The organism is Amycolatopsis sp. ATCC 39116 (assembly GCF_000231075.2).
GTDB lineage: Bacteria > Actinomycetota > Actinomycetes > Mycobacteriales > Pseudonocardiaceae > Amycolatopsis_E > Amycolatopsis_E tucumanensis.
Map to the genome: position 1 here is coordinate 61,950 of NZ_AFWY03000002.1, position 20,784 is coordinate 82,733.

Genomic DNA, 20,784 nt, shown 5'->3' on the forward strand with positions numbered 1-20,784 from the left:
CGGCGTGGTTATGCCGACCGTCGCCGTTCTCGCGGGCGGGCTTTCGCATGAACGCGATGTCTCGCTGCGGTCCGGCCGCAGGCTGTCCGCCGCGCTGCGGGAGCAGGGGCTGACCGTCGAGGAGTGGGACACCGACGCGGGCCTGCTCGACCGGTTGCGGTCCGAGCGGCCCGACGCGGCCGTCGTGGCACTGCACGGTGGCCAGGGCGAGAACGGGTCAGTGCAGACCGTCCTGGAGATGCTGAAGGTGCCGTACGTGGGCACCAGCTCGCGCGGGTGCCGTCGGGCGTGGGACAAGCCGACCGCGAAGGCCGTGCTGTCCGCCGCCGGGTACGCGACGCCGGACTGGGTCGTGCTGCCGCACAGCACCTTCCGGGAGCTGGGCGCGCAGGGCGTGCTGGATGCGATCGTCGACCACCTGGGCCTGCCGCTGATCCTCAAGCCCGACCAGGGCGGGTCCGCGCTGGGCGCCCAGGTCGTGCGGGACGCCGCCGAGCTTCCCGCCGCGATGGTGGGCTGCTTCGCGTACGGCGACACCGTGCTGGCGGAGCGGCTGGTCGAGGGCGTCGAGGTCGCGGTGGCGGTCGTCGAGCGGGACGGGGAGCCGGAGGCGCTGCCCGCGGTGGAGATCGTGCCGGAGAGCGGTGTCTACGACTACACCTCGCGCTACACCGCCGGGCTGACCGACTTCTTCGCGCCGGCCCGGCTGCCGGAGGCGTCCGCGAAGGCGGTCGGCGAACTGGCCGTCGCCGCGCACAAGCTGCTCGGTCTGCGGGACATCTCGCGGACCGACGCGATCGTGACTGCCGACGGCACGGTCCAGTTCCTCGAAGTGAACTCGTCGCCGGGCCTCACCGAGACGTCGACCGTGCCGATGGCGATCGAGACCGCGGGCACGTCGCTCGGCGCTGTGTTCGCCGATCTCGTCGCACGGGCGATCCGCCGGTCCGCCTGACACGTCCCCGGAACCACTGAGGGCCACCTTCCCGAGCGGGAGGTGGCCCTCAGTGTTGTCAGATCAAATCATCACCGTGACGAAACGACCTGGTGTCATTCCTCATCGGTTCGCAGCGCCTGATTTGTCCGATTCGGGTCCATGATCGAGACGATTCGCTCCAGATCGTCGATCGAGCCGAACTCGACGACGATGCGCCCCTTCCGGCGGCCGAGGTCGACCTTGACGCGGGTGTCGAAGGTGTCCGACAGCCGGTTCGCCAGATCCTGGAGACCGGGCGCCTGCATCGCCTTGCGGGGAGCGGCCTTCGGCTTGGCCGGCGCCTCGCTCTTCTTGAGAGTCACCGCCTCCTCGGTCGCGCGGACCGAGAGCCCCTCGGCGACGATGCGCGTCGCGAGCTCCTCCTGCTGCTCCGGATCTTCGAGCGAGAGCAGCGCCCGGGCGTGCCCGGCGGAGAGAACCCCGGCGGCGACGCGGCGCTGCACGGGGAGGGGGAGCTTGAGCAGCCGGATGGTGTTGGTGATGACCGGGCGGCTGCGGCCGATGCGGGAGGCGAGCTCCTCGTGTGTCACCTCGAACTCGTCGAGCAGCTGCTGGTAGGCGGCCGCCTCTTCGAGCGGGTTCAGCTGGACGCGGTGGATGTTCTCCAGCAGCGCGTCCCGCAGCATCGCTTCGTCGGCGGTCTGCCGGACGATGGCCGGGATGTTCTCCAGCTCGGCCCGCTGGGACGCACGCAGACGGCGCTCGCCCATGACGAGCTCGTACTCACCGCCGCCGAGTTCGCGGACGACGATCGGCTGCATGAGGCCGAACTCGCGGATCGAGTGCTCCAGCTCGGCGAGGGCGTCCTCGTCGAAGACCTGCCGCGGCTGCTTCGGGTTGGGCTTGACCGAGCTCGTCGGGATCTCGCGGTAGACGGCGCCGGCCACCTCACCGCTGGGGACGACCTCGCTGTTGGCCGCGAACCAGTCCTTGTCGCCGTTGCGAGACGGCGCCTCCGGGCGGGCCGGCGCACTGGGGGTGTTCTCGCCTGCGGGCGGTCCGGTCGGGATCAGCGCGGCCAGGCCACGCCCCAGGCCACCCCTGCGTTCGGTCATAACGTGCCCCTCCTCGATCCGTTGCTGCTGCCACGCTCCGCGAGTTCGCGAGCCGCATCGACGTAGCTCATCGCGCCCCGCGAACCCGGGTCGTACGCCAGCACGGTCTGGCCGTAGCTGGGCGCCTCGGACACCTTCACGTTGCGGGGGATGACGGTCTTGAGGACGACGTCGCCGAAGTGGTCGCGCACCTCGGCGGTCACCTGGTCGGCCAGCTTGGTGCGGCCGTCGTACATGGTGAGGAGGATCGTCGAGACGGAGAGGCTGGGGTTGAGGTGCTTCTGCACCAGCTCGATGTTGCTGAGGAGCTGCCCGAGGCCTTCGAGTGCGTAGTACTCGCACTGGATCGGGATGAGCACCTCGCGGGCGGCGACCATCGCGTTGACCGTGAGGAGGCCGAGCGAGGGCGGGCAGTCGATGAAGACGTAGTCCACGCCGAGCTGGTCGACCACCTCGCCGGTGAGCGCCTCCTTCAGCCGCGATTCGCGGGAGGGCATCTCGACGAGCTCGATCTCGGCGCCGGCGAGGTCGATCGTCGCGGGGACGCAGAACAGGTTGGGGGACTGCTCGCTGACGGCCATCGCCTCACCCAGGGGGAGGTCGCCGAGGAGGACGTCGTAGATGGAGGGGGTGCCGGAGCGGTGGTCCACGTTGAGCGCGGTGCTGGCGTTGCCCTGCGGGTCGAGGTCGATGACGAGGGTCTTGAGCCCGTGCACCGCGAGGGCCGCGGCGAGGTTGACGGCGCTGGTCGTCTTGCCGACGCCGCCCTTCTGGTTGGCGACGGTCAGCACGCGGCGCTGATCGGGCCGGGGGAGGGAGTTGGGTTCCGGGTGCAGCACGCGGGCGGCGCGCTCGGCCTCTTCGGCAATGGGGGTCCAGTCTGACGCAGGCGGGGTCACCGGCCGAGCCACCTTTCCGCAATCGACGCTGTTGGTTTCACGTGGAACATGGGTCGCATCATGCTGATCTGGCCTCCACAAGCCATCCAGTACGCCATCCTGTCATCCCGCACGGCGCGGGCGACGGGCACTTCGTACGCGCTCCACCCGCACCACGGTCGTCGGCGTTTCGAGCACGCCGACCCCGCATTCAGAGACCGTTGGAGCACCCCCACCGACGCGGGCAACCGCCTTCGCATCACGGGCAACTTCGTCCCGGGCACTAGCTCCCTTGACTGCGAGCATCATGCCACCCTCCCGGACGAGGGGGAGGCACCAGCCCGCCAATCGCGCGAGCGGAGCGACGGCCCGCGAGGTGACGACGTCCGCGGTCCCGACGCGATCCCGGAGTGCCTTCTCCTCCGCCCGGCCGCGGACGACGGTGACGTCCAGTTTGATGGTCTCGGCGACTTCGTTCAACCAGTCGGCGCGCCGAGCCATGGGCTCGACGAGAACGACCTCCAGATCCGGCCGCGCGATGGCGAGCGGCACCCCGGGAAAGCCGGCGCCGGACCCGACGTCGATCACCCGGACGCCAGCCGCGATCCGCTCACCGACGACGGCGGAGTTCAGCAGGTGCCGATCCCAAAGCCGCTCCACCTCACGCGGCCCGATCAACCCCCGCTCGACGCCGAACCGCTCGAGCATCTCAGCGAAGGCGACGGCCTGATCGAGGCCATCGCCGAACACTCGCCCCGCCACGTCGGGCACCGGCACCACTAGCACTCCTCGGGTTTCACGTGAAACGACCAACGCCCCCGATTCTCCACGACGCGAACATCATCGCGGGGAGGCGGACCGCAACTGTGGACGGTTTCACGTGAAACTGCCCCGAGGAGTGTCAGCGGCTGGTTCCACGTGAAACCGACGCACAGTCATAGACGCGACCCCGTCCGCGAGTCGCCGCCCGACCCGCACGAAGTGAGCACCTTCCGACAGTCTCGCATCCGCGCAATGCGCGGCGCCGTGTCGAGCGGAGCCACCGCGAGAACCGCCAACCCGCGCGGTACCACGGCTGGGCCGTTTCGCAGCAAGCCGCGAGCCGGCCGCCGCTCGGACTTGCGGGCACAGGAGCAGCCATCGCTCTGACGCGCCTACGGCGGCACACCTCGTCGCCACCGCCAGAGAACCACCGCTCGAAATCGCGGACATAAGAAAGGCGGCCCACCGAAGTGGGCCGCCTTCCGAGAAACCTGAACGCCTACGCGTCCGGCATCACCACGACACGCCGCTTGGGCTCCTCGCCCTCGCTTTCGCTCTTGACGCCGCCCACGGCGGCCACCGCGTCGTGGACGACCTTTCGCTCGAACGGGCTCATCGGCTGCAGCCGCACCTTCTCGCCCGTCGCCTTGACCGTCTCGGCCGTCGTGCGGCCCAGCTCGCTCAGCTCGGCGCGGCGGCCGGCCCGCCAGCCGGCGATGTCGAGCATCAGCCGGCTCCGGGTGCCGGTCTCCTGCTGCACCGCGAGCCGCGTCAGTTCCTGCAGCGCCTCGAGCACCTGGCCGCGTCCGCCGACCAGCTTCTCCAGATCGTCACCGCCGTCGATGCTCACGATCGCGCGGCCGCTCTCCACGTCGAGGTCGATGTCCCCGTCGTAGTCGAGCAGGTCCAGCAGCCGCTCCAGGTAGTCGCCCGCGATGTCGCCCTCGCGGACCAGCAGGTCCTCCGTCGACGAACCCGTCGCCTCCGCAGCGGGCGCCTCGTCGTCAGCGTCGATCGCTTCGACCGTCTCCGCCATCGTCATCTCCTTTCACCGGGCTCCAGCGCTCAGCGGCGCTTCTGCCCCGAGCCCTTCTGTCCTGAGTTCTTGCCGCCCTGCGAAGGCTTCTTGCGCTTCTGCGCCGAGCCGTTCTGCGGGCGTTGCCCCTGCTGCGGGAAGCGGTGCGGGGAGCCGGCCTTCGAACCCGGCTTCTGCCCGGTCGCCTTGCCGTCGGCGGCCGGCTTGCCGTCGGCGGCCGGCTTGTCGGCCGCGCCGTCACCGTCGTCCGTCTTCTTCGGCTGGACCGGCTTCTGGCCCGGCTTCGGCTTCGCACCCGGGCGCGGCGCCAGCGAGTTGCGCTTCTCGGCGGCCTCGGCCTTCTTCTGCGCCTCTTCCTTGTCGATGCGCGTGTAGACCAGGCGCTGCTGCATCAGGGTCCAGCCGTTGTTCGCCAGCCAGTAGACGAGCAGACCGATCGGGAAGAACGCACCGAACACCAGAACACCGAGCGGGAAGATGTACATCGTCAGCCGCTGCATCATCTGCGTCTGCGGCGTGATCGCCTCGGGGTTCAGGTTCTGCCGCTGCGCCGAGTGCCGCGCGGTCAGGTGGGTCAGGACCGACGCGAGGATCATCAGCGGGATCGCGACCGGTGCGACGTGCCAGTGCCAGCCGCCGCCCTGACCGCCCAGCATCGAGGCGTTGTGGATGGCATCGCCGATGTTGACGCCGAACAGCTTCGCGTGCACGTACGACTCGACGCCGGCCTGGTCGAAGAAGTAGTTCTCCGTCTTCGGGCTGCCGTCCGCGGGCTGGATGGAGAACGCGCGCAGCACCCAGTTCAGACCGATGAACACCGGGATCTGCAGCAGCATCGGCAGGCAGCTGCCCAGCGGGTTGACGCCGTGCTCCTTCTGGAGCTTCTGCATCTCCATCGCCTGGCGCTGGCGGTCGTTCGCGTACTTCTTCTGAATCTTCTTCAGTTCCGGCGCGAACTCCTGCATCTTCTTCATCGACCGGACCTGGTTCACGAACGGCTTGAACATGATGCCGCGAACCGTGAAGGTCAGGAAGATGATCGCCAGGAGCCAGGTGATCGCGTTGTCGGCCCCGAAGACGAACCCGAAGACCTTGTGCCAACACCACAGGATGAAGGACACGGGGTAGTAGATGAAGTCGAGCACTGAGCTACTCCTCGGTTGACAAACCAGGTCTCTGGTGGCGCCACGAGAACACCTCAGGCACCGGGTCGCGGCCGGGCATCGTCCACGGGCCGCAGCGCAGCAGCCGTCGGAGGGCGAGGTAACTGCCCTTCGCGGCGCCGAAGCGGGTCAGAGCCTCGACCGCGTACGTGCTGCAGCTGGGGTAGAAGCGGCAGCTCGGCGGGAGGTAGGGCGAGATGAAACGGCGGTAGAACCGCAGCGGGAGCAACAACACCTGGGCGACCGGCCCAGGGCGCTCGACCTTCCGCGGTGCATCGGTGCTGGCGTCATTCACCGGCGTGGCCCCTCATGTCCGCGGCCGTGTCCGGCCGGGGTGTCGCCGGGCCGTCGGATGGGCGGCCCGGGAGCAGGCTCAGCCGTTTCAGCGCCGCGTCCAGATCGGCACCGAGTTCGGCACTGGACGCGGTGGCCGCCGGCGGCAGGGCCCTCACGACCAACGAACTGCCGGGCGGCACGGTTCCGAGGCGCTGCATGACGAGATGCCGCAGGCGCCGGGTCACCCGGTGGCGCACAACTGAGTTGCCCACGGCCTTGCTCACCACAAAACCCGCCCGCGGCGTTCCCGCGGACGGGTCGGTGGACTGAACCGCGTGCACCACGAGGCGGCGCCGACCTGCCCGAGCACCCCTGCGCATGACCTCGCGGAAGTCCTCACTGCGCCGCAACCGGGCGGCACGGGGCAGCACGTCGCGCCTCGGAACGGCGCTATCAGGCGGACAGCTTCTCGCGGCCCTTGCGACGGCGGGCCGACAGGATCGCGCGACCGGCGCGGGTGCGCATCCGCAGCCGGAAGCCGTGGGTCCGGGCGCGTCGACGGTTGTTCGGCTGGAAGGTGCGCTTACCCTTGCTCACTGCTAACTCCTGGTCTCGACATACTCGGCGGCAAGCTGGAGCCACCGATCAGCTCGGGGGTGTCTCGAATCGCGCGCATGCGAACAAACCCGTCGCGCGCGGGAGACTTATCGAGAGTACGCACCCCGCTCACCGGCCCGGCAACCGGCCCCCTCAACCACAGCGGGGGACCGAGTGGCGACGCCACGTGAGGCATGCCATCCTGGCTCCCACGGTGCCTTGTGGCACGGCACGGGCCTTTGTTAGCGTGTCTCCTCTTGGGTCACCCGTTCGAGGTGCTCGGCGCCGCCGTAAGAAGGTGTGGAGGCTCTGGCTGGCGTAGGTTCGCACCCGCAGGTGGAGTGACTGCGGGCCGCCGTACATTAGTGCACAGTTGTGGACAACTCTGTGGATACTTGCTGCGCGCGGTGACCAGGGGGCCGCGAGGCGCCGCTCGTGTGAGTGAGCCAGGCGCCCGGCTCGGGTGTTCTTCGAGGTCGGTGGGGTCGTCCGGGGTGACGAGGGGAGGGGACGAAGTCGGTGTCCGAGCACCAGTTGAATCTGGGCGTGGTCTGGGACCAGGTGGTCCGGGAGCTGTCGGACGGCACGCTTTCGCCTCAGCAGCGGGCCTGGATGCGAGTCACCCGCCCGATCGGCCTGCTCGACGGCACGGCCCTGCTCGCCGCCCCGAGTGACTTCGCCAAGGAAGCGATCGAGCGCGCCCTGCGGGACCCGATCACGCACGCGCTCTCGCGCCGGCTCGGCCGTCCCGTCTCGCTGGCCGTGAAGGTCGACACCGCCGAGGTGACCCCGCCTCCTCCGCCGCCCGCCCCGTACCCGTCACCCGCCCGGGTGGAAACGGCGCCCGTCGCCGCGGCCGAGGCGCCGGTGATGCCCCCGAAGATGCCGCCGCTCGACGACGGCATGCTCCCGCCGCTGCGGCGGGTCCGGGCGCACCCGCCGGAACCGGTGAAGGCCGTCCTGCCCGAGGACGACGGCGACGAGGAAGTCGACGAAGAGGGCGAGGCCCTGGCCGCCGCGCACGAGATCTGGCCGATGTTCTCCGGCCAGCCGAGCGCGGGCCAGCCCTACACCGCGCCGGCCCAGCCGGAGACGTCGAAGACGCGGCTCAACGAGAAGTACACGTTCGACACGTTCGTCATCGGCGCGTCCAACCGCTTCGCGCACGCGGCCGCGTTCGCCGTCGCCGAGGCGCCCTCCCGCGCGTACAACCCGCTGTTCATCTGGGGCGAGTCCGGGCTGGGCAAGACGCACCTGCTGCACGCCGTCGGGCACTACGCTCAGCGGCTCTTCCCCGGCATGCGCGTGCGCTACGTCTCGACCGAAGAGTTCACCAACGACTTCATCAACTCGCTGCGCGACGACCGGAAGGTGGCGTTCCAGCGGCGCTACCGGGACATCGACATCCTGCTCGTCGACGACATCCAGTTCCTGGAGGGCAAGGAAGGTACTCAGGAGGAGTTCTTCCACACCTTCAACACGCTGCACAACTCGAACAAGCAGATCGTGGTGTCCTCGGACCGGCCGCCGAAGCGGCTGGAGACCCTGGAGGACCGGCTGCGCACGCGGTTCGAGTGGGGCCTCATCACCGACATCCAGCCGCCCGAACTGGAGACGCGCATCGCGATCCTCCGCAAGAAGGCGGCGCAGGACCGGCTGGCCGTGCCGGGTGACGTGCTCGAGTTCATCGCCTCGCGCGTGGAGGCGAACATCCGCGAACTGGAGGGCGCGCTCATCCGCGTCACCGCGTTCGCGTCGCTGAACCAGCAGCCGGTGGACGTCGGTCTCGCCGAGATCGTGCTGCGCGACCTGATCCCGGACTCGCAGGCGCCGGAGATCAGCGCGCCGACGATCATGGCCACCACGGCCGAGTTCTTCGACGTGACGGTCGACGACCTGTGCGGCCCCGGCAAGACGAAAGCCCTTGCCACGGCGCGGCAGATCGCGATGTACCTGTGCCGCGAGCTGACGGACATGTCGCTGCCGAAGATCGGGCAGACGTTCGGCGGCCGCGACCACACGACGGTCATGCACGCGGACAAGAAGATCCGCAAGGAGATGGCCGAGCGCCGGCGGATCTACGACCAGGTGCAGGAACTCACCGCGCGCATCAAACAGCGCGCCCGTCAGTAGCCCGCTCCGCGCACACCGCTTCGATCGCCGCGATCGCGCGGGCGATCGGCCACTGCTCCTCGCTCCCGCGCCGGACGCAGCCGACGATGCGCCGCGACGGACGCGGGTTGCCGCGCAACGGAATCCGCACCACCTCGTGCTGCGGTGGCAGGGGAGCGAGCCGCGGCACGAGGCACACCCCGAGCCCGGCGGCGACGAGCGCGGACACCGCGAACCACTCCTTGGCTTCGTGCGCGATGCGCGGCGTGAAACCGGCGGCGGCACAAGCGGCTTGCAGGAGCGTGTACGTGTCGTTGTGGCGCGGCTTCACGATCCACGGTTCACGCGCGGCGTCGGCGAGTTCCACCGCGTCCTGCCGCGTCAGCGGATGCCCGGCGGCGACGAGGAGGTCCTGCGGGTCGTCGAGGAGCGGCCACTGCGTGAAGCGGGGGTCGTCGACGGGCGGCGCTTCGGGCGTGGGCAGCACGACGGCGATGTCGGCCGCCTCGGCGAGCAACAGCTCGTAGCAGTCAGCGCTTTCCTCTTCTATTACGCGCGCCGTCAGCCGCGGGTGCTCCTGCCGCAGCCGCGTGACCGCAGGACCGAGCAACGCGGCGACCGTCGACGAGACGCCGCACATGCGCACGGCGCCGACCTCTTCGCCCGCGGTCAGGTCGGCCCGCGCCCGTTCCCATTGCGCGAACAGCGAATCCGCGTGCTCGAGCAACACCACCGCGGCGGGGGTCAACCGGACGCGGCGGCCATCGCGGCGCAGCAGTTCGACACCGACCTCCTTGGCGAGCAACCGGAGTTGCTGCGAGACCGCCGACGGGGTCAGGTGCAGCGCCTCCGCGGCGGCCGTGACGGTGCCGTGCTCGGCCAGTACCCGGAGGACGCTCAGGCGCCGGAGGTCGATCATGTAGTGGAGGCTAAAGAGTTCCGTGCGCGAAGTCTCGATGGATCTTCACCGGGTCCGCGCCAAGACTCGACGGCATGGGAGCCGCACTTCTCGTCCTCGGCAGCGTCGTCAGCGTGCAGACCGGGCAGGCGTTCGGGAAGCAGCTCTTCGCCGCGGCCGGCCCCGGCGGGGTGGTCGCCTTGCGGCTCTCCTTCGCCGCGCTCGTGCTGCTGGCGATCCACCGCCCGGCGTTGCCGTCGCGCCGCAACCTGCCGCCGGTGCTGGGTTTCGGCGTGGCGATCGCCGGGATGAACCTGATCTACCCGGCGCTGGGTTTCCTGCCGCTGGGCGTGGCGAGCGCGTTGCAGTTGCTAGGTCCGCTGGGGGTCGCGGTGGCGACGGCACGGCGCGCGCGTGACGTCGGTTTCGCTCTGGTCGCCGCCTTCGGGGTGTGGCTGTTCCATTCGCCGTCCGGGACGACGCTTCCGGCGGCCGGAGTCGCGCTCGCTCTGCTGTCCGCCGTGTCGATGGGCGGATACCTGGTGCTGAGCCGGAAAGTCGGCGCGAGTGTCCCGGATGGATCGATGCTCGCGCTCGCGGTGACGGTGGCCGCGATCCTCGCGCTGCCCTTCGGCGTGACCGCGCCGGTGTGGCGGCCTTCCTTGCTGCTGGCGGGATTCGGCGTCGCGGTGCTGTCGGCCGTGATCCCGTACTCGCTCGATCTCGCCGCGCTGCGCCGGGTTCCACCGCGCACGGTCGCGGTGCTGGAGAGCCTCGAAGCGGCAGTGGCGGGAGTGGCCGGCGCGCTCGTGCTCGGTGAGCGGCTGCCGTTCGCCGCGTGGGCCGGGATCGCTTGTGTGACAGCGAGTGCGGCCGCGGCGGGCCGCGCTGCGGCGCGAAATCTGTGATCCCAGTAACGAGAACGCATCGATCGACGCGAGCGCGGTCACCCACTGGGTTGGTTCCACAGCGACCGCGTCTGTGCGCGGCCATGGGGACGAACATCCCCACAACTGGGGACAGTTCTGTGGACAGCTGGGGACAACTGTGGATCAGTTGGGGAGCGCCCGAAGTTGTCCACGGACGGCCCGAGTTGTCCACCGGTAGTACTCCACAGATGTCCACACCCCGCCGCGCGAGCGGACCTGCGACGACGGCAGTAGTCCCCAGAATCCACAGCCCCTATTACTGTCACTGCCCTTGGTTTTTTCTCAAGAAGTCCTTCGGAGAAAAACAGGGGGCTGTGGACATGGGGACAGAGCTCCGGACGAGATCGTCTTATCGACAAATCGATGGGCTGCCCCGAGTGACGCCGGTGCCGCTCACGTTCTAACGTGGGTATCCACACCCAGCCCGCTCGTCGTTGGCGACATCGGCACCGGGCCACACCACACTGCGAGATCCCTGGCCAGCGCGCTGCTCGAGGCCTGCCCGGGGACGTTTGTCGATCTTCTCGGGCCGCGATGAGGGGCTCGGCTGTCGAAAGGATGGGCACATGAAGATCCGCGTCGAGCGCGACGGGCTCGCGGACGCCGTCGCGTGGGTGGCACGCAGCCTGCCGTCGAGGCCACCGGTCCCGGTCCTGGGCGGGGTGCTGCTCGACGCCGGATCCGACGGCTCCACCGACGCGCTCACCGTCTCCGGCTTCGACTACGAGGTGTCCGCGACGGTCGGCGTCCCGGCGACGATCGCCGACGGCGGCAGGCTGCTGGTGTCCGGGCGGCTGCTCGCCGACATCACCAAGGCGCTCCCGGCCCAGCCGGTCGAGATCTCCGTCGAGGGCTCCCGCGCCTCCATCACCTGCGGCAGCGCCCGGTTCAGCCTGCCGACCATGCCGGTCGAGGACTACCCGCAGCTGCCGGCCCAGCCGACGTTCGCCGGCGAGGTCGCGGGCGAGGCGTTCGGCCAGGCGGTCACCCAGGTCGCCGTCGCGGCGGGCAAGGACGACACCCTGCCGATGCTGACCGGCATGCGGCTGGAGATCTCCGGCAACTCGCTCACCCTCGTCGCCACCGACCGCTTCCGCCTGGCGATGCGCGAATTCGCGTGGGAGCCCGCCGAGGGTCTGGCCGACGCCGCGGTGCTCGTCCCGGCGCGCACCCTCGCCGAGGCGGCCAAGTCGCTCGGCACCGCGGGCAACAAGGTGTCCGTCGGGCTCGCCAGCGGCGAGGGCCTGCTCGGCCTGTCCGGCAACGGCCGCTACACGACCACCCGGCTGCTCGACGCCGAGTTCCCGCCATACCGGCAGCTCCTCCCGAACCAGCACTCCTCCCGCGCGGTGATCGAGGTGTCCCCGCTCTCGGAGGCGATCAAACGTGTGTCGCTGGTGGCGGAGCGGGGTACCCAGGTCCGGCTGGAGTTCGGCAACAACTCGCTGCGCCTGTCGGCCGGCGGCGACGACGAGGGCAGCGCCGAAGAGGAGCTGCCGGTGGAGTACGAAGGCGAGCCGGTGACGATCGCGTTCAACCCGGGCTACCTCGTCGACGGCCTGGGCGCGCTGCACCACGACCGCGCCGAGCTGACCTTCACCACCCCGAACCGTCCGGCTTTGATCAAGCCGGCCGATGAGCAGGGCCAGGTCGTTCCTGGTTACCTCTATCTACTGATGCCGGTCCGCCTACCCGGCTGACCGCGACGGAGAAAGCACGAAGGGGAGTTCCATGGTTCAGCTGGGACTGGTCGGCCTCGGCCGGATGGGCTTCAACATGCGCGAGCGGCTGCGCGCCGCCGGGCACGAGGTGGTCGGCTTCGACCGCAACCAGGCGGTCTCGGACTCGACCTCGCTCGCCGACATGGTGTCCAAACTGGACGCCCCGCGGATCGTCTGGGTGATGGTCCCCGCGGGCGGGCCGACCCGTGAGACGGTGGCCGAGCTGGGTGAGCTGCTCGCCGAGGGCGATCTGGTGATCGACGGCGGCAACTCCCGGTTCACCGACGACAAGCACAACGCCGAGGTGCTGTCCGCGAAGGGCATCGGCTACCTCGACTGCGGTGTGTCCGGTGGCGTGTGGGGCAAGGAGAACGGCTACGGCCTGATGGTCGGCGGCGACAAGGAGCTCGTCGAGCGCGCCATGCCGATCTTCGACGCGCTGCGCCCGGACGGCCCGCGCGAGGAGGGCTTCTCGCACGCCGGCTCGGTCGGCGCGGGCCACTACGCGAAGATGATCCACAACGGCATCGAGTACGGCCTGATGCAGGCCTACGCCGAAGGCTTCGAGCTGCTCGAGGCCGCGAAGGTCGTCGAGGACGTGCCGGCCGTGATCAAGGGCTGGCAGCGCGGCACCGTCGTCCGGTCCTGGCTGCTCGACCTGCTGGTGCGGGCGCTGGACGAGGACCCGGAGCTGGACGACCTCGAGGGCTACGTCGAGGACTCCGGCGAGGGCCGGTGGACGCTGGAGGAGGCCATCAACCACGCGGTGCCGGCGCCGGTGATCTCGGCCGCCCTGTTCGCGCGGTTCGCCTCGCGGCGGAAGGACTCGTCCGCCATGCGCGCCGTCGCGGCGCTGCGCAACCAGTTCGGCGGCCACGCCGTTAAGAAGGCCGGCGAGTAGGCACCCAGCCGTGCACATACGGCACCTGCAGGTCACCGACTTCCGCTCCTGGGAGCACGCTGACCTGCCGCTCACCCCCGGACCGACGGTCCTCGTCGGCCAGAACGGCCGCGGGAAGACCAACCTGCTGGAGGCGATCGGCTACCTGGCGACCCTCGGGTCGCACCGGGTCGCGACGGACGCCCCGCTGGTGCGGCACGGTTGTGAGCGGGCACTCGTGCGGGCGGCCGTGGTCAACGAGGATCGCGAGCTGACCGTCGAGCTGGAGATCAACCCCGGCCGGGCGAACCGCGCCCGGGTCAACCGGGGCGCGGTCGGGAAGCCGCGGGACATCCTCGGGATCCTGCGCACCGTGTTGTTCTCCCCGGAGGACCTGGCGCTGGTGCGCGGCGACCCGGGTGAGCGCCGCCGGTTCATGGACGAGCTGCTGGTGCAGCGCGCGCCCCGGTACGCGGGGGTGCGCGCGGACTACGAGCGGATCCTCAAGCAGCGCAACGCGTTGTTGAAGACGGCGGGCAAGAAGAAGGGTGCGGCGCGCGACGACCCGTACGCGCTGTCGACCCTGGAGGTGTGGGACAACCACCTCTCGGTGGTCGGCGCCCAGCTGCTCGCCGCGCGGCTCGACCTGGTCGCCGACCTCGGGCCGCACACCACCGCGGCCTACGCCGGGGTGGCGCCCGACTCGCGGCCGGCGAAGATCTCGTACCGGTCCAGCCTCGGCGCGGCACTGCCCGAGGGGTACGGGGTTCCGGACGGGAAACGCGCCGAACCGGAGGTCCTCACCGGTATCCTGGTGGAGGCGATGGCGCAGGTCCGGCAGCAGGAGCTGGAACGGGGGATCAGCCTGGTCGGGCCGCACCGCGACGAGCTGGAAATCATCCTCGGCGAGGCCCCCGCGAAGGGCTACGCGAGCCATGGGGAATCCTGGTCGTTCGCCCTCGCGCTGCGGCTGGCGTCCTACGAGCTGCTGCGGCGGGAAGCGGGTGAGCCGGTGCTCCTGCTCGACGACGTCTTCGCCGAGCTCGACCGGCGGCGCCGGTCACGGCTGGCCGAGGTGGCCGCGGGTGCCGAACAGGTGCTGGTCACCGCGGCGGTGGACGAGGACGTGCCAGCGGAACTCGCCGGGGTCCGGTTCACCGTCGCCGACGGGGAGGTGCGCAGTGCCTGATGACGAACGGCCTGATGAGCCACGGCGAGTGACCGGCGACACAGGAGTTACCCACCGATCTGGGGACAACTCTGTGGATAGTGTGGATAACACGGTGAACGCGTTATCGCCCCGCGTGACCAAGCGGCCAAACGAGCGATCTTCAACCGCGCCACAAGCGGCGCAGACTCCCCAGAAGAGTGGATCAGACACGGACGGTGACGTCCCGGCTGGGCCGAACGGGAACACTACCGGACGTGATCTCGTCCGCTCCGCACTGGCCGCCGCTCGCGCCAAGGCCGACGCCAGGGGCACCGAGCCGGGCAGGCGGAAGTTCGAGCTCGGCGGCCAGAGCCCGCGCCGGCGCCGCTGGTCGGGAGCCGGCCCGGACGCCCGCGACCCGCAGCCGTTCGGCCGCCTCGTCGGGCGGCTGGTCGCCGAACGCGGCTGGCAGGAGCGCGTGACCAGCAGCCGGGTCTTCGGCGAGTGGGCCCGCCTGGTCGGCGAGGACGTCGCCGAGCACGCCCAGCCGGTGACGCTGAAGGACGGCGAGCTCACCGTCCGCGCCGACTCGACCGCGTGGGCCACGCAGCTGCGCCTGCTGCAGAGCCAGCTCATCGCCAAGATCGCCGCCGGGGTGGGGCACGGTGTGGTCAAGCGCATGCGCATCCACGGCCCGACCGCCCCGAGCTGGCGGAAGGGCCCGCGGCACGTGCCCGGTCGCGGGCCGCGCGACACCTATGGGTGACTGAGCGCGTCGTATCGCGGCTCGACCCCCGCCGGATAGCGCCGGACCCGGCGACGCTCGCGTTCGGGCCTCTGTGACGAAATCAGGGGTGTCCTTGCGGCATGTCAGCGGAGCTGGCCAAGTAGACTGGAGGGCAGTGGGGGAGTCCCTTGGGCAAGACTGAGGAGAAAGCAGGCTCGTGGCAGCTCAGCAGAACGACTACAACGCGTCCTCCATCACGGTGCTCGAGGGTCTCGAGGCGGTCCGCAAGCGGCCAGGCATGTACATCGGTTCCACCGGTGAACGCGGTCTGCACCACCTGATCTGGGAGGTCGTCGACAACTCGGTCGACGAGGCCATGGCTGGCTACGCGACGAAGGTCGAGGTCACCCTCCTCGCCGACGGCGGCGTCCGCGTGGTCGACGACGGCCGCGGCATCCCCGTCGAGGAGCACCCGGTCCACAAGAAGTCGACGCTGGAGATCGTGCACACCGTGCTGCACGCGGGCGGCAAGTTCGACAGCGAGAGCTACGCGGTGTCCGGCGGTCTGCACGGCGTCGGTGTCTCCGTCGTCAACGCCCTGTCCAGGGCGCTCGACGTCGAGGTCTCCCGCGACGGCAAGAAGTGGCGCCAGCACTACGACCACTCCAAGCCCGGCCCGCTGGAGGAGGTCGGCCCCGCCGAGGGCACCGGCACCTCCACCACCTTCTGGGCCGACCCGGACATCTTCGAGACCACGACGTACAACACCGAGACGGTCTCGCGCCGCCTGCAGGAGATGGCCTTCCTGAACAAGGGCCTGAGCATCACGTTGCGCGACGAGCGGGTCACCGAGGCGGAGACCGAGGCCGACGCCGACGGCAAGCAGGCGCGGGTCAAGGAGCGCGTCTACCACTACCCGGGCGGGCTCGAGGACTTCGTCAAGCACATCAACGGCTCGAAGGACCCGATCCACTCCAGCATCATCTGCTTCGACGCCAAGGGCGACGGCCTCGAGGTCGAGGTCGCGATGCAGTGGAACAACTCGTTCACGCCGTCGGTGCACACCTTCGCCAACACCATCAACACCCATGAGGGTGGGACCCACGAGGAGGGCTTCCGCGCTGCGCTGACCCGCGTGGTCAACGCGTACGCGCGGGACAAGAAACTCCTCAAGGAGAAGGACGAGAACCTCTCCGGCGACGACGTGCGCGAGGGCCTGACCGCGATCATCTCGATCAAGCTGGCCGAGCCGCAGTTCGAGGGCCAGACCAAGACCAAGCTGGGCAACAGCGAGGCCAAGTCGTTCGTCCAGTCCAAGACCAACGAGTGGCTGTCCGACTGGTTCGAGCGCAACCCGGCCGAAGCCAAGACGATCATCAACAAGGCGCTGTCCAGCGCGCAGGCGCGGATGGCCGCCCGCCGGGCGCGCGACCTGGTGCGCCGCAAGGGCGCGCTGGAGATCGGCGGCCTGCCCGGCAAGCTCAAGGACTGCCAGTCGACCAACCCGGAGGAGTGCGAGCTCTACATCGTGGAGGGTGACTCCGCGGGCGGGTCGGCCAAGGAGGGGCGGGAGTCGCGGTTCCAGGCGATCCTGCCGATCCGGGGCAAGATCATCAACGTGGAGAAGGCCCGCATCGACCGGGTGCTCAAGAACAACGAGGTCCAGTCGCTGATCACCGCGCTGGGCACCGGCATCCACGACGACTTCGACCTCTCCAAGCTGCGGTACCACAAGATCGTGCTGATGGCCGACGCCGACGTCGACGGCCAGCACATCCGCACCCTGCTGCTGACGCTGCTGTTCCGGTTCATGCGCCCGCTGATCGAGCACGGCCATGTCTACCTCGCGCAGCCGCCGCTCTACAAGATCAAGTGGCCGCGGTCGGAGCCGGAGTACGCGTACTCGGACAAGGAGCGCGACGGTCTGCTCGCGGCCGGCGCCGAAGCCGGCCGCAAGGTGCCGAAGGAAGACGGCATCCAGCGGTACAAGGGTCTCGGCGAGATGAACGCCGAAGAGCTGTGGGAGACCACGATGGACCCGTCCCGCCGGCTGCTGCTGCAGGTCACGCTGGACGATGCCGCCGCGGCGGACGAGCTGTTCAGCGTCCTGATGGGCGAGGACGTCGAAGCCCGGCGCTCGTTCATCACCCGCAACGCCAAGGACGTCCGCTTCCTCGACGTGTAGCGCGCCCCCGCCTCCTTTTCCCATTCGTCAGTAGAAGGACCCCATGACGGAAACCTTGCCGCCGGAACACGACCGCACCGAGCCGGTCGACATCCAGCATGAGATGCAGCGCTCGTACATCGAGTACGCGATGAGCGTGATCGTGTCGCGCGCGCTGCCGGACGTGCGGGACGGCCTCAAGCCGGTGCACCGCCGCGTCCTCTACTCGATGTACGACTCGGGGTTCCGGCCGGAGCGCGGGTACAACAAGTGCTCGCGCGTGGTCGGCGACGTGATGGGCAACTACCACCCGCACGGCGACTCGGCGATCTACGACGCCCTCGTGCGGCTGGCCCAGCCGTGGGCGCTGCGGTACCCGCTGATCGACGGCCAGGGCAACTTCGGCTCGCCGGGCAACGACCCCGCGGCGGCCATGCGGTACACCGAGTCGCGGCTCGACCCGCTGGCCATGGAGATGCTGCGGGACATCGAAGAGGAGACCGTCGACTTCTCGCCCAACTACGACGGCCGCACGCAGGAGCCGGACGTCCTGCCGTCGCGGATCCCGAACCTGCTGGTCAACGGCACGTCGGGCATCGCGGTCGGCATGGCGACCAACATCCCGCCGCACAACCTGCGCGAGGTCGCCGAGGGTGTCGTGTGGGCGCTGGACAACTGGGAGGCCGGCGACGACGAGACGCTGGCCGCGCTGATGCAGCGGATCAAGGGCCCGGACTTCCCGACGAAGGGCCTGATCCTGGGCACCTCCGGCATCGAGGAGGCCTACCGCACCGGCCGCGGTTCGATCCGGATGCGCGCGGTGGTCGAGGTCGAGGAGGACGCCCGCGGCCGCACGACGCTGGTCGTCACCGAGCTGCCCTACCAGGTCAACCCGGACAACCTGGTGGAGAACATCGCCAGCCTGGTGCGGGACGGGAAGCTGACCGGCATCGCGGACATCGCCGACGAGTCCAACAGCCGTCGCGGCATGCGGATCGTGGTCACGCTCAAGCGGGACGCGGTCGCCAAGGTCGTGCTGAACAACCTCTACAAGCACACCCAGCTGCAGTACAACTTCGGCGTCAACATGCTGGCGCTCGTCGACGGCGTGCCGCGGACGCTGCGGCTGGACCAGGTCGTCCGGCACTACGTCAAGCACCAGATCGAGGTCATCGTCCGGCGGACCCGGTTCCGCCTGCGCAAGGCCGAGGAACGCGCCCACATCCTGCGTGGTCTGGTCAAGGCGCTGGACCAGCTGGACGAGGTCATCGCGTTGATCCGCCGGTCGCCGACGGTCGACGAGGCGCGCACCGGCCTGATCGAGCTGCTGGACATCGACGAGATCCAGGCCACCGCGATCCTGGACATGCAGTTGCGCCGCCTGGCTGCCCTGGAGCGCCAGAAGATCGTCGACGAACTGGCGAAGATCGAGCTGGAGATCGCCGACCTGCAGGACATCCTGGACAAGCCGGAGCGCCAGCGGCAGATCGTCAAGGACGAGCTGACCGAGATCGTCGACAAGTTCGGCGACGACCGGCGCACCCAGATCATCCCGTTCGACGGCGACGTGTCGGTCGAGGACCTGATCGCGGTCGAGGACGTGGTGGTCACCATCACGCGCACCGGCTACGCGAAGCGCACCAAGACCGACCTGTACCGCTCGCAGCGCCGCGGTGGCAAGGGCGTGCAGGGCGCGCAGCTCAAGCAGGACGACATCGTCCAGCACTTCTTCGTGTGCTCGACGCACGACTGGATCCTGTTCTTCACGAACAAGGGCCGCGTCTACCGCGCGAAGGCGTACGAGCTGCCCGAGGCCAACCGCGCCGCCCGCGGTCAGCACGTCGCGAACCTGCTGGCGTTCCAGCCGGACGAGACGATCGCGCAGATCATCGAGATCCCGAACTACGAGGTCGCGCCGTACCTGGTGCTGGCCACGAAGAAGGGCCTGGTCAAGAAGACGCGGCTGAGCGAGTTCGACTCGAACCGCTCCGGCGGCCTGATCGGCATCAACCTGCGCGAGGGCGACGAGCTGGTCGGCGCGGTGCTCGCCGGCCCGGAGGACGACCTGCTGCTGGTGTCGGCCGAGGGCCAGTCGATCCGGTTCCACGCCACCGACGAGACGCTGCGCCCGATGGGCCGCCCGACGTCGGGTGTGCTCGGCATGCGGTTCAACGATGGTGACGAGCTGCTCGCGCTGAACGTGGTCAAGCCGGACAAGTTCCTGCTGGTCGCCACCGACGGTGGGTACGCCAAGCGGACGCCGATCGAGGACTACCCGGTGCAGGGCCGCGGCGGCAAGGGTGTGCTGACCATCCAGCACGACCGCAAGCGTGGCAGGCTGGTGGGGGCGCTCATCGTCGACGCCGACGACGAGCTCTACGCCATCACCTCCAGCGGCGGCGTCATCCGCACGCCCGCGGACCAGGTGCGCAAGGCGGGCAGGCAGACGAAGGGCGTGCGGTTGATCAACCTGGGCGAGGGTACGACTCTTCTCGCGGTCGCACGCAACGCTGATGAGCCCTCGGGCGTCGGTAATGGTGAAGGCAACGGAGGAACCGAAGAACCCGTCTCGGAAGAGAGCTAAGTGACGACACCGGAGAACCCCGAACAGCACGGTGCGCAGACCGGTGACGCGGGCACGCCGCCCTGGCAGCGGCTGAGCCGCGACGCCGGTCAGGGCACGACGACCGACCCCAAGGCAGGCGGTTACCGGGACGGGTGGTCGTCGGAAGGCCAGGCCGAGAAAACTGTGTTGTACTCGAACGGTGACGACCAGCCGGTCGTCACCGGTTCGGCGGCGCAGGGTCTGTTCGGCAACCCCGCGGCGCGCGACGACGCGTTGTCAGGGTTGAGGGGGCAGGAAACGGTGAGCGTCGCCAGTGCCGGCACCAAGGGACGTTCGACGCCCAGCGCACTGCGCCGCCCCGGCCGCGGCCCGCGCCGGGCGAGCCTGCAGATCAAGCGGTTCGACCCCTGGTCGGTGCTGAAGCTGTCGCTGGTTCTCGGTGTCGCGCTGTTCTTCGTGTGGCTGGTGGCCGTCGGCGTGCTGTACACGGTGCTCGACGGCATGGGCGTGTGGGACAAGCTGAACGGCACCTACTCGTCCCTGGTGTCCGGCGAGGGCGCCGGCGTGACCAACGAACCGCTCATCAGCGCCGGCCGGGTGTTCGGCATCGCGGCCATCCTCGGCGCGATCAACATCGTGCTGCTCTCGGCGCTGGCCACGGTGAGCGCGTTCATCTACAACGTGTCCGCCGACCTGGCCGGAGGCCTAGAGGTGACCCTGTCGGAACGCGAGTAGAAGGCATGTTGTAGTCTTCTCTCCGTTCGAGGGCCCATAGCTCAGGCGGTTAGAGCGCTTCGCTGATAACGAAGAGGTCGGAGGTTCAAGTCCTCCTGGGCCCACAACAGGTCAGCCCCCGTCTCCCAACCAAGGGAA

The 20,784-nt window shown here is 69.5% G+C and carries 19 protein-coding genes and 1 tRNA gene; 11 read left to right on the forward strand and 9 right to left on the reverse strand.

Annotated features, from left to right (window positions below):
• Positions 1-4: 4 nt before the first annotated feature.
• Entirely contained in the window at positions 5-955 is a 951-nt protein-coding gene (locus tag AMY39116_RS0302940; RefSeq protein WP_027935578.1) for a D-alanine--D-alanine ligase, read from the forward strand.
• A gap of 95 nt (positions 956-1,050) precedes the next feature.
• On the opposite strand, the gene AMY39116_RS0302945 is transcribed toward AMY39116_RS0302940, so the two are convergent.
• The 8 genes from AMY39116_RS0302945 to rpmH all read right to left on the reverse strand — a co-directional run bounded on the left by AMY39116_RS0302945 (position 1,051) and on the right by rpmH (position 6,764).
• Positions 1,051-2,052 carry a ParB/RepB/Spo0J family partition protein gene (locus AMY39116_RS0302945; RefSeq protein WP_020416225.1) on the reverse strand — a complete coding sequence of 334 codons (1,002 nt, stop codon included), beginning with the start codon at positions 2,050-2,052 and terminating at the stop codon, positions 1,051-1,053.
• Positions 2,049-2,951: a ParA family protein gene (locus AMY39116_RS0302950; RefSeq protein WP_084506005.1), complete on the reverse strand. Its 903-nt coding sequence runs from the start codon at positions 2,949-2,951 to the stop codon at positions 2,049-2,051. The genes AMY39116_RS0302945 and AMY39116_RS0302950 overlap by 4 nt, the downstream gene beginning before the upstream one ends.
• A gap of 102 nt (positions 2,952-3,053) precedes the next feature.
• Complete coding sequence (gene rsmG / locus AMY39116_RS0302955; RefSeq protein ID WP_020416227.1) at positions 3,054-3,710, reverse strand: 16S rRNA (guanine(527)-N(7))-methyltransferase RsmG; 657 nt, start codon at positions 3,708-3,710, stop codon at positions 3,054-3,056.
• Between the two features lie 481 nt (positions 3,711-4,191).
• Positions 4,192-4,728 (reverse strand): R3H domain-containing nucleic acid-binding protein, encoded by a 537-nt coding sequence (locus AMY39116_RS0302960; RefSeq protein ID WP_020416228.1) that lies wholly within the window; start codon positions 4,726-4,728, stop codon positions 4,192-4,194.
• Positions 4,729-4,757: 29 nt separating this feature from the next.
• Positions 4,758-5,873: a membrane protein insertase YidC gene (yidC, locus tag AMY39116_RS0302965; protein ID WP_020416229.1), complete on the reverse strand. Its 1,116-nt coding sequence runs from the start codon at positions 5,871-5,873 to the stop codon at positions 4,758-4,760.
• A 4-nt stretch (positions 5,874-5,877) separates the two neighbouring features.
• Positions 5,878-6,186 carry a membrane protein insertion efficiency factor YidD gene (gene yidD / locus AMY39116_RS0302970; RefSeq protein WP_027935580.1) on the reverse strand — a complete coding sequence of 103 codons (309 nt, stop codon included), beginning with the start codon at positions 6,184-6,186 and terminating at the stop codon, positions 5,878-5,880.
• Entirely contained in the window at positions 6,179-6,598 is a 420-nt protein-coding gene (gene rnpA, locus AMY39116_RS0302975; protein ID WP_081617639.1) for a ribonuclease P protein component, read from the reverse strand. The genes yidD and rnpA overlap by 8 nt, the downstream gene beginning before the upstream one ends.
• Before the next feature lie 22 nt (positions 6,599-6,620).
• Positions 6,621-6,764 (reverse strand): 50S ribosomal protein L34, encoded by a 144-nt coding sequence (gene rpmH / locus AMY39116_RS0302980; protein WP_017985946.1) that lies wholly within the window; start codon positions 6,762-6,764, stop codon positions 6,621-6,623.
• Positions 6,765-7,283: 519 nt separating this feature from the next.
• Between rpmH and dnaA the strand changes: the two genes are divergently transcribed.
• Positions 7,284-8,897 carry a chromosomal replication initiator protein DnaA gene (gene dnaA / locus AMY39116_RS0302985; RefSeq protein ID WP_020416231.1) on the forward strand — a complete coding sequence of 538 codons (1,614 nt, stop codon included), beginning with the start codon at positions 7,284-7,286 and terminating at the stop codon, positions 8,895-8,897.
• Here the strand turns inward: dnaA and AMY39116_RS0302990 are convergent.
• Positions 8,875-9,795: a LysR family transcriptional regulator gene (locus AMY39116_RS0302990; protein ID WP_020416232.1), complete on the reverse strand. Its 921-nt coding sequence runs from the start codon at positions 9,793-9,795 to the stop codon at positions 8,875-8,877. The genes dnaA and AMY39116_RS0302990 overlap by 23 nt on opposite strands.
• Before the next feature lie 74 nt (positions 9,796-9,869).
• Here AMY39116_RS0302990 and AMY39116_RS0302995 point away from each other — a divergent pair, with 74 nt between their 5' ends.
• The 9 genes from AMY39116_RS0302995 to AMY39116_RS0303035 all read left to right on the forward strand — a co-directional run bounded on the left by AMY39116_RS0302995 (position 9,870) and on the right by AMY39116_RS0303035 (position 20,750).
• Positions 9,870-10,682 carry a DMT family transporter gene (locus AMY39116_RS0302995; protein ID WP_020416233.1) on the forward strand — a complete coding sequence of 271 codons (813 nt, stop codon included), beginning with the start codon at positions 9,870-9,872 and terminating at the stop codon, positions 10,680-10,682.
• Positions 10,683-11,269: 587 nt separating this feature from the next.
• On the forward strand, positions 11,270-12,403 hold the full coding sequence (gene dnaN, locus AMY39116_RS0303000; RefSeq protein ID WP_020416234.1) for a DNA polymerase III subunit beta: 1,134 nt from the start codon (positions 11,270-11,272) through the stop codon (positions 12,401-12,403).
• A 31-nt stretch (positions 12,404-12,434) separates the two neighbouring features.
• Positions 12,435-13,325, forward strand: a complete 891-nt coding sequence (gene gnd / locus AMY39116_RS0303005) for a phosphogluconate dehydrogenase (NAD(+)-dependent, decarboxylating) (protein WP_020416235.1) — start codon at positions 12,435-12,437, stop codon at positions 13,323-13,325.
• A 10-nt stretch (positions 13,326-13,335) separates the two neighbouring features.
• The gene (gene recF, locus AMY39116_RS0303010; protein WP_020416236.1) at positions 13,336-14,493 is read left to right on the forward strand and encodes a DNA replication/repair protein RecF; all 1,158 of its coding nucleotides are present in this window, start codon (positions 13,336-13,338) and stop codon (positions 14,491-14,493) included.
• A 115-nt stretch (positions 14,494-14,608) separates the two neighbouring features.
• Positions 14,609-15,220, forward strand: coding sequence for a DciA family protein (locus AMY39116_RS42135; protein WP_027935582.1), 612 nt, complete (start codon positions 14,609-14,611; stop codon positions 15,218-15,220).
• Between the two features lie 178 nt (positions 15,221-15,398).
• On the forward strand, positions 15,399-17,366 hold the full coding sequence (gene gyrB, locus AMY39116_RS0303020) for a DNA topoisomerase (ATP-hydrolyzing) subunit B (RefSeq protein ID WP_020416238.1): 1,968 nt from the start codon (positions 15,399-15,401) through the stop codon (positions 17,364-17,366).
• A 43-nt stretch (positions 17,367-17,409) separates the two neighbouring features.
• On the forward strand, positions 17,410-19,929 hold the full coding sequence (gene gyrA, locus AMY39116_RS0303025; RefSeq protein ID WP_020416239.1) for a DNA gyrase subunit A: 2,520 nt from the start codon (positions 17,410-17,412) through the stop codon (positions 19,927-19,929).
• Entirely contained in the window at positions 19,930-20,646 is a 717-nt protein-coding gene (locus tag AMY39116_RS0303030) for a DUF3566 domain-containing protein (protein ID WP_017985957.1), read from the forward strand.
• 30 nt (positions 20,647-20,676) lie between these two features.
• A tRNA-Ile gene (locus tag AMY39116_RS0303035) sits at positions 20,677-20,750 on the forward strand.
• The last annotated feature ends 34 nt before the right edge of the window (positions 20,751-20,784 follow it).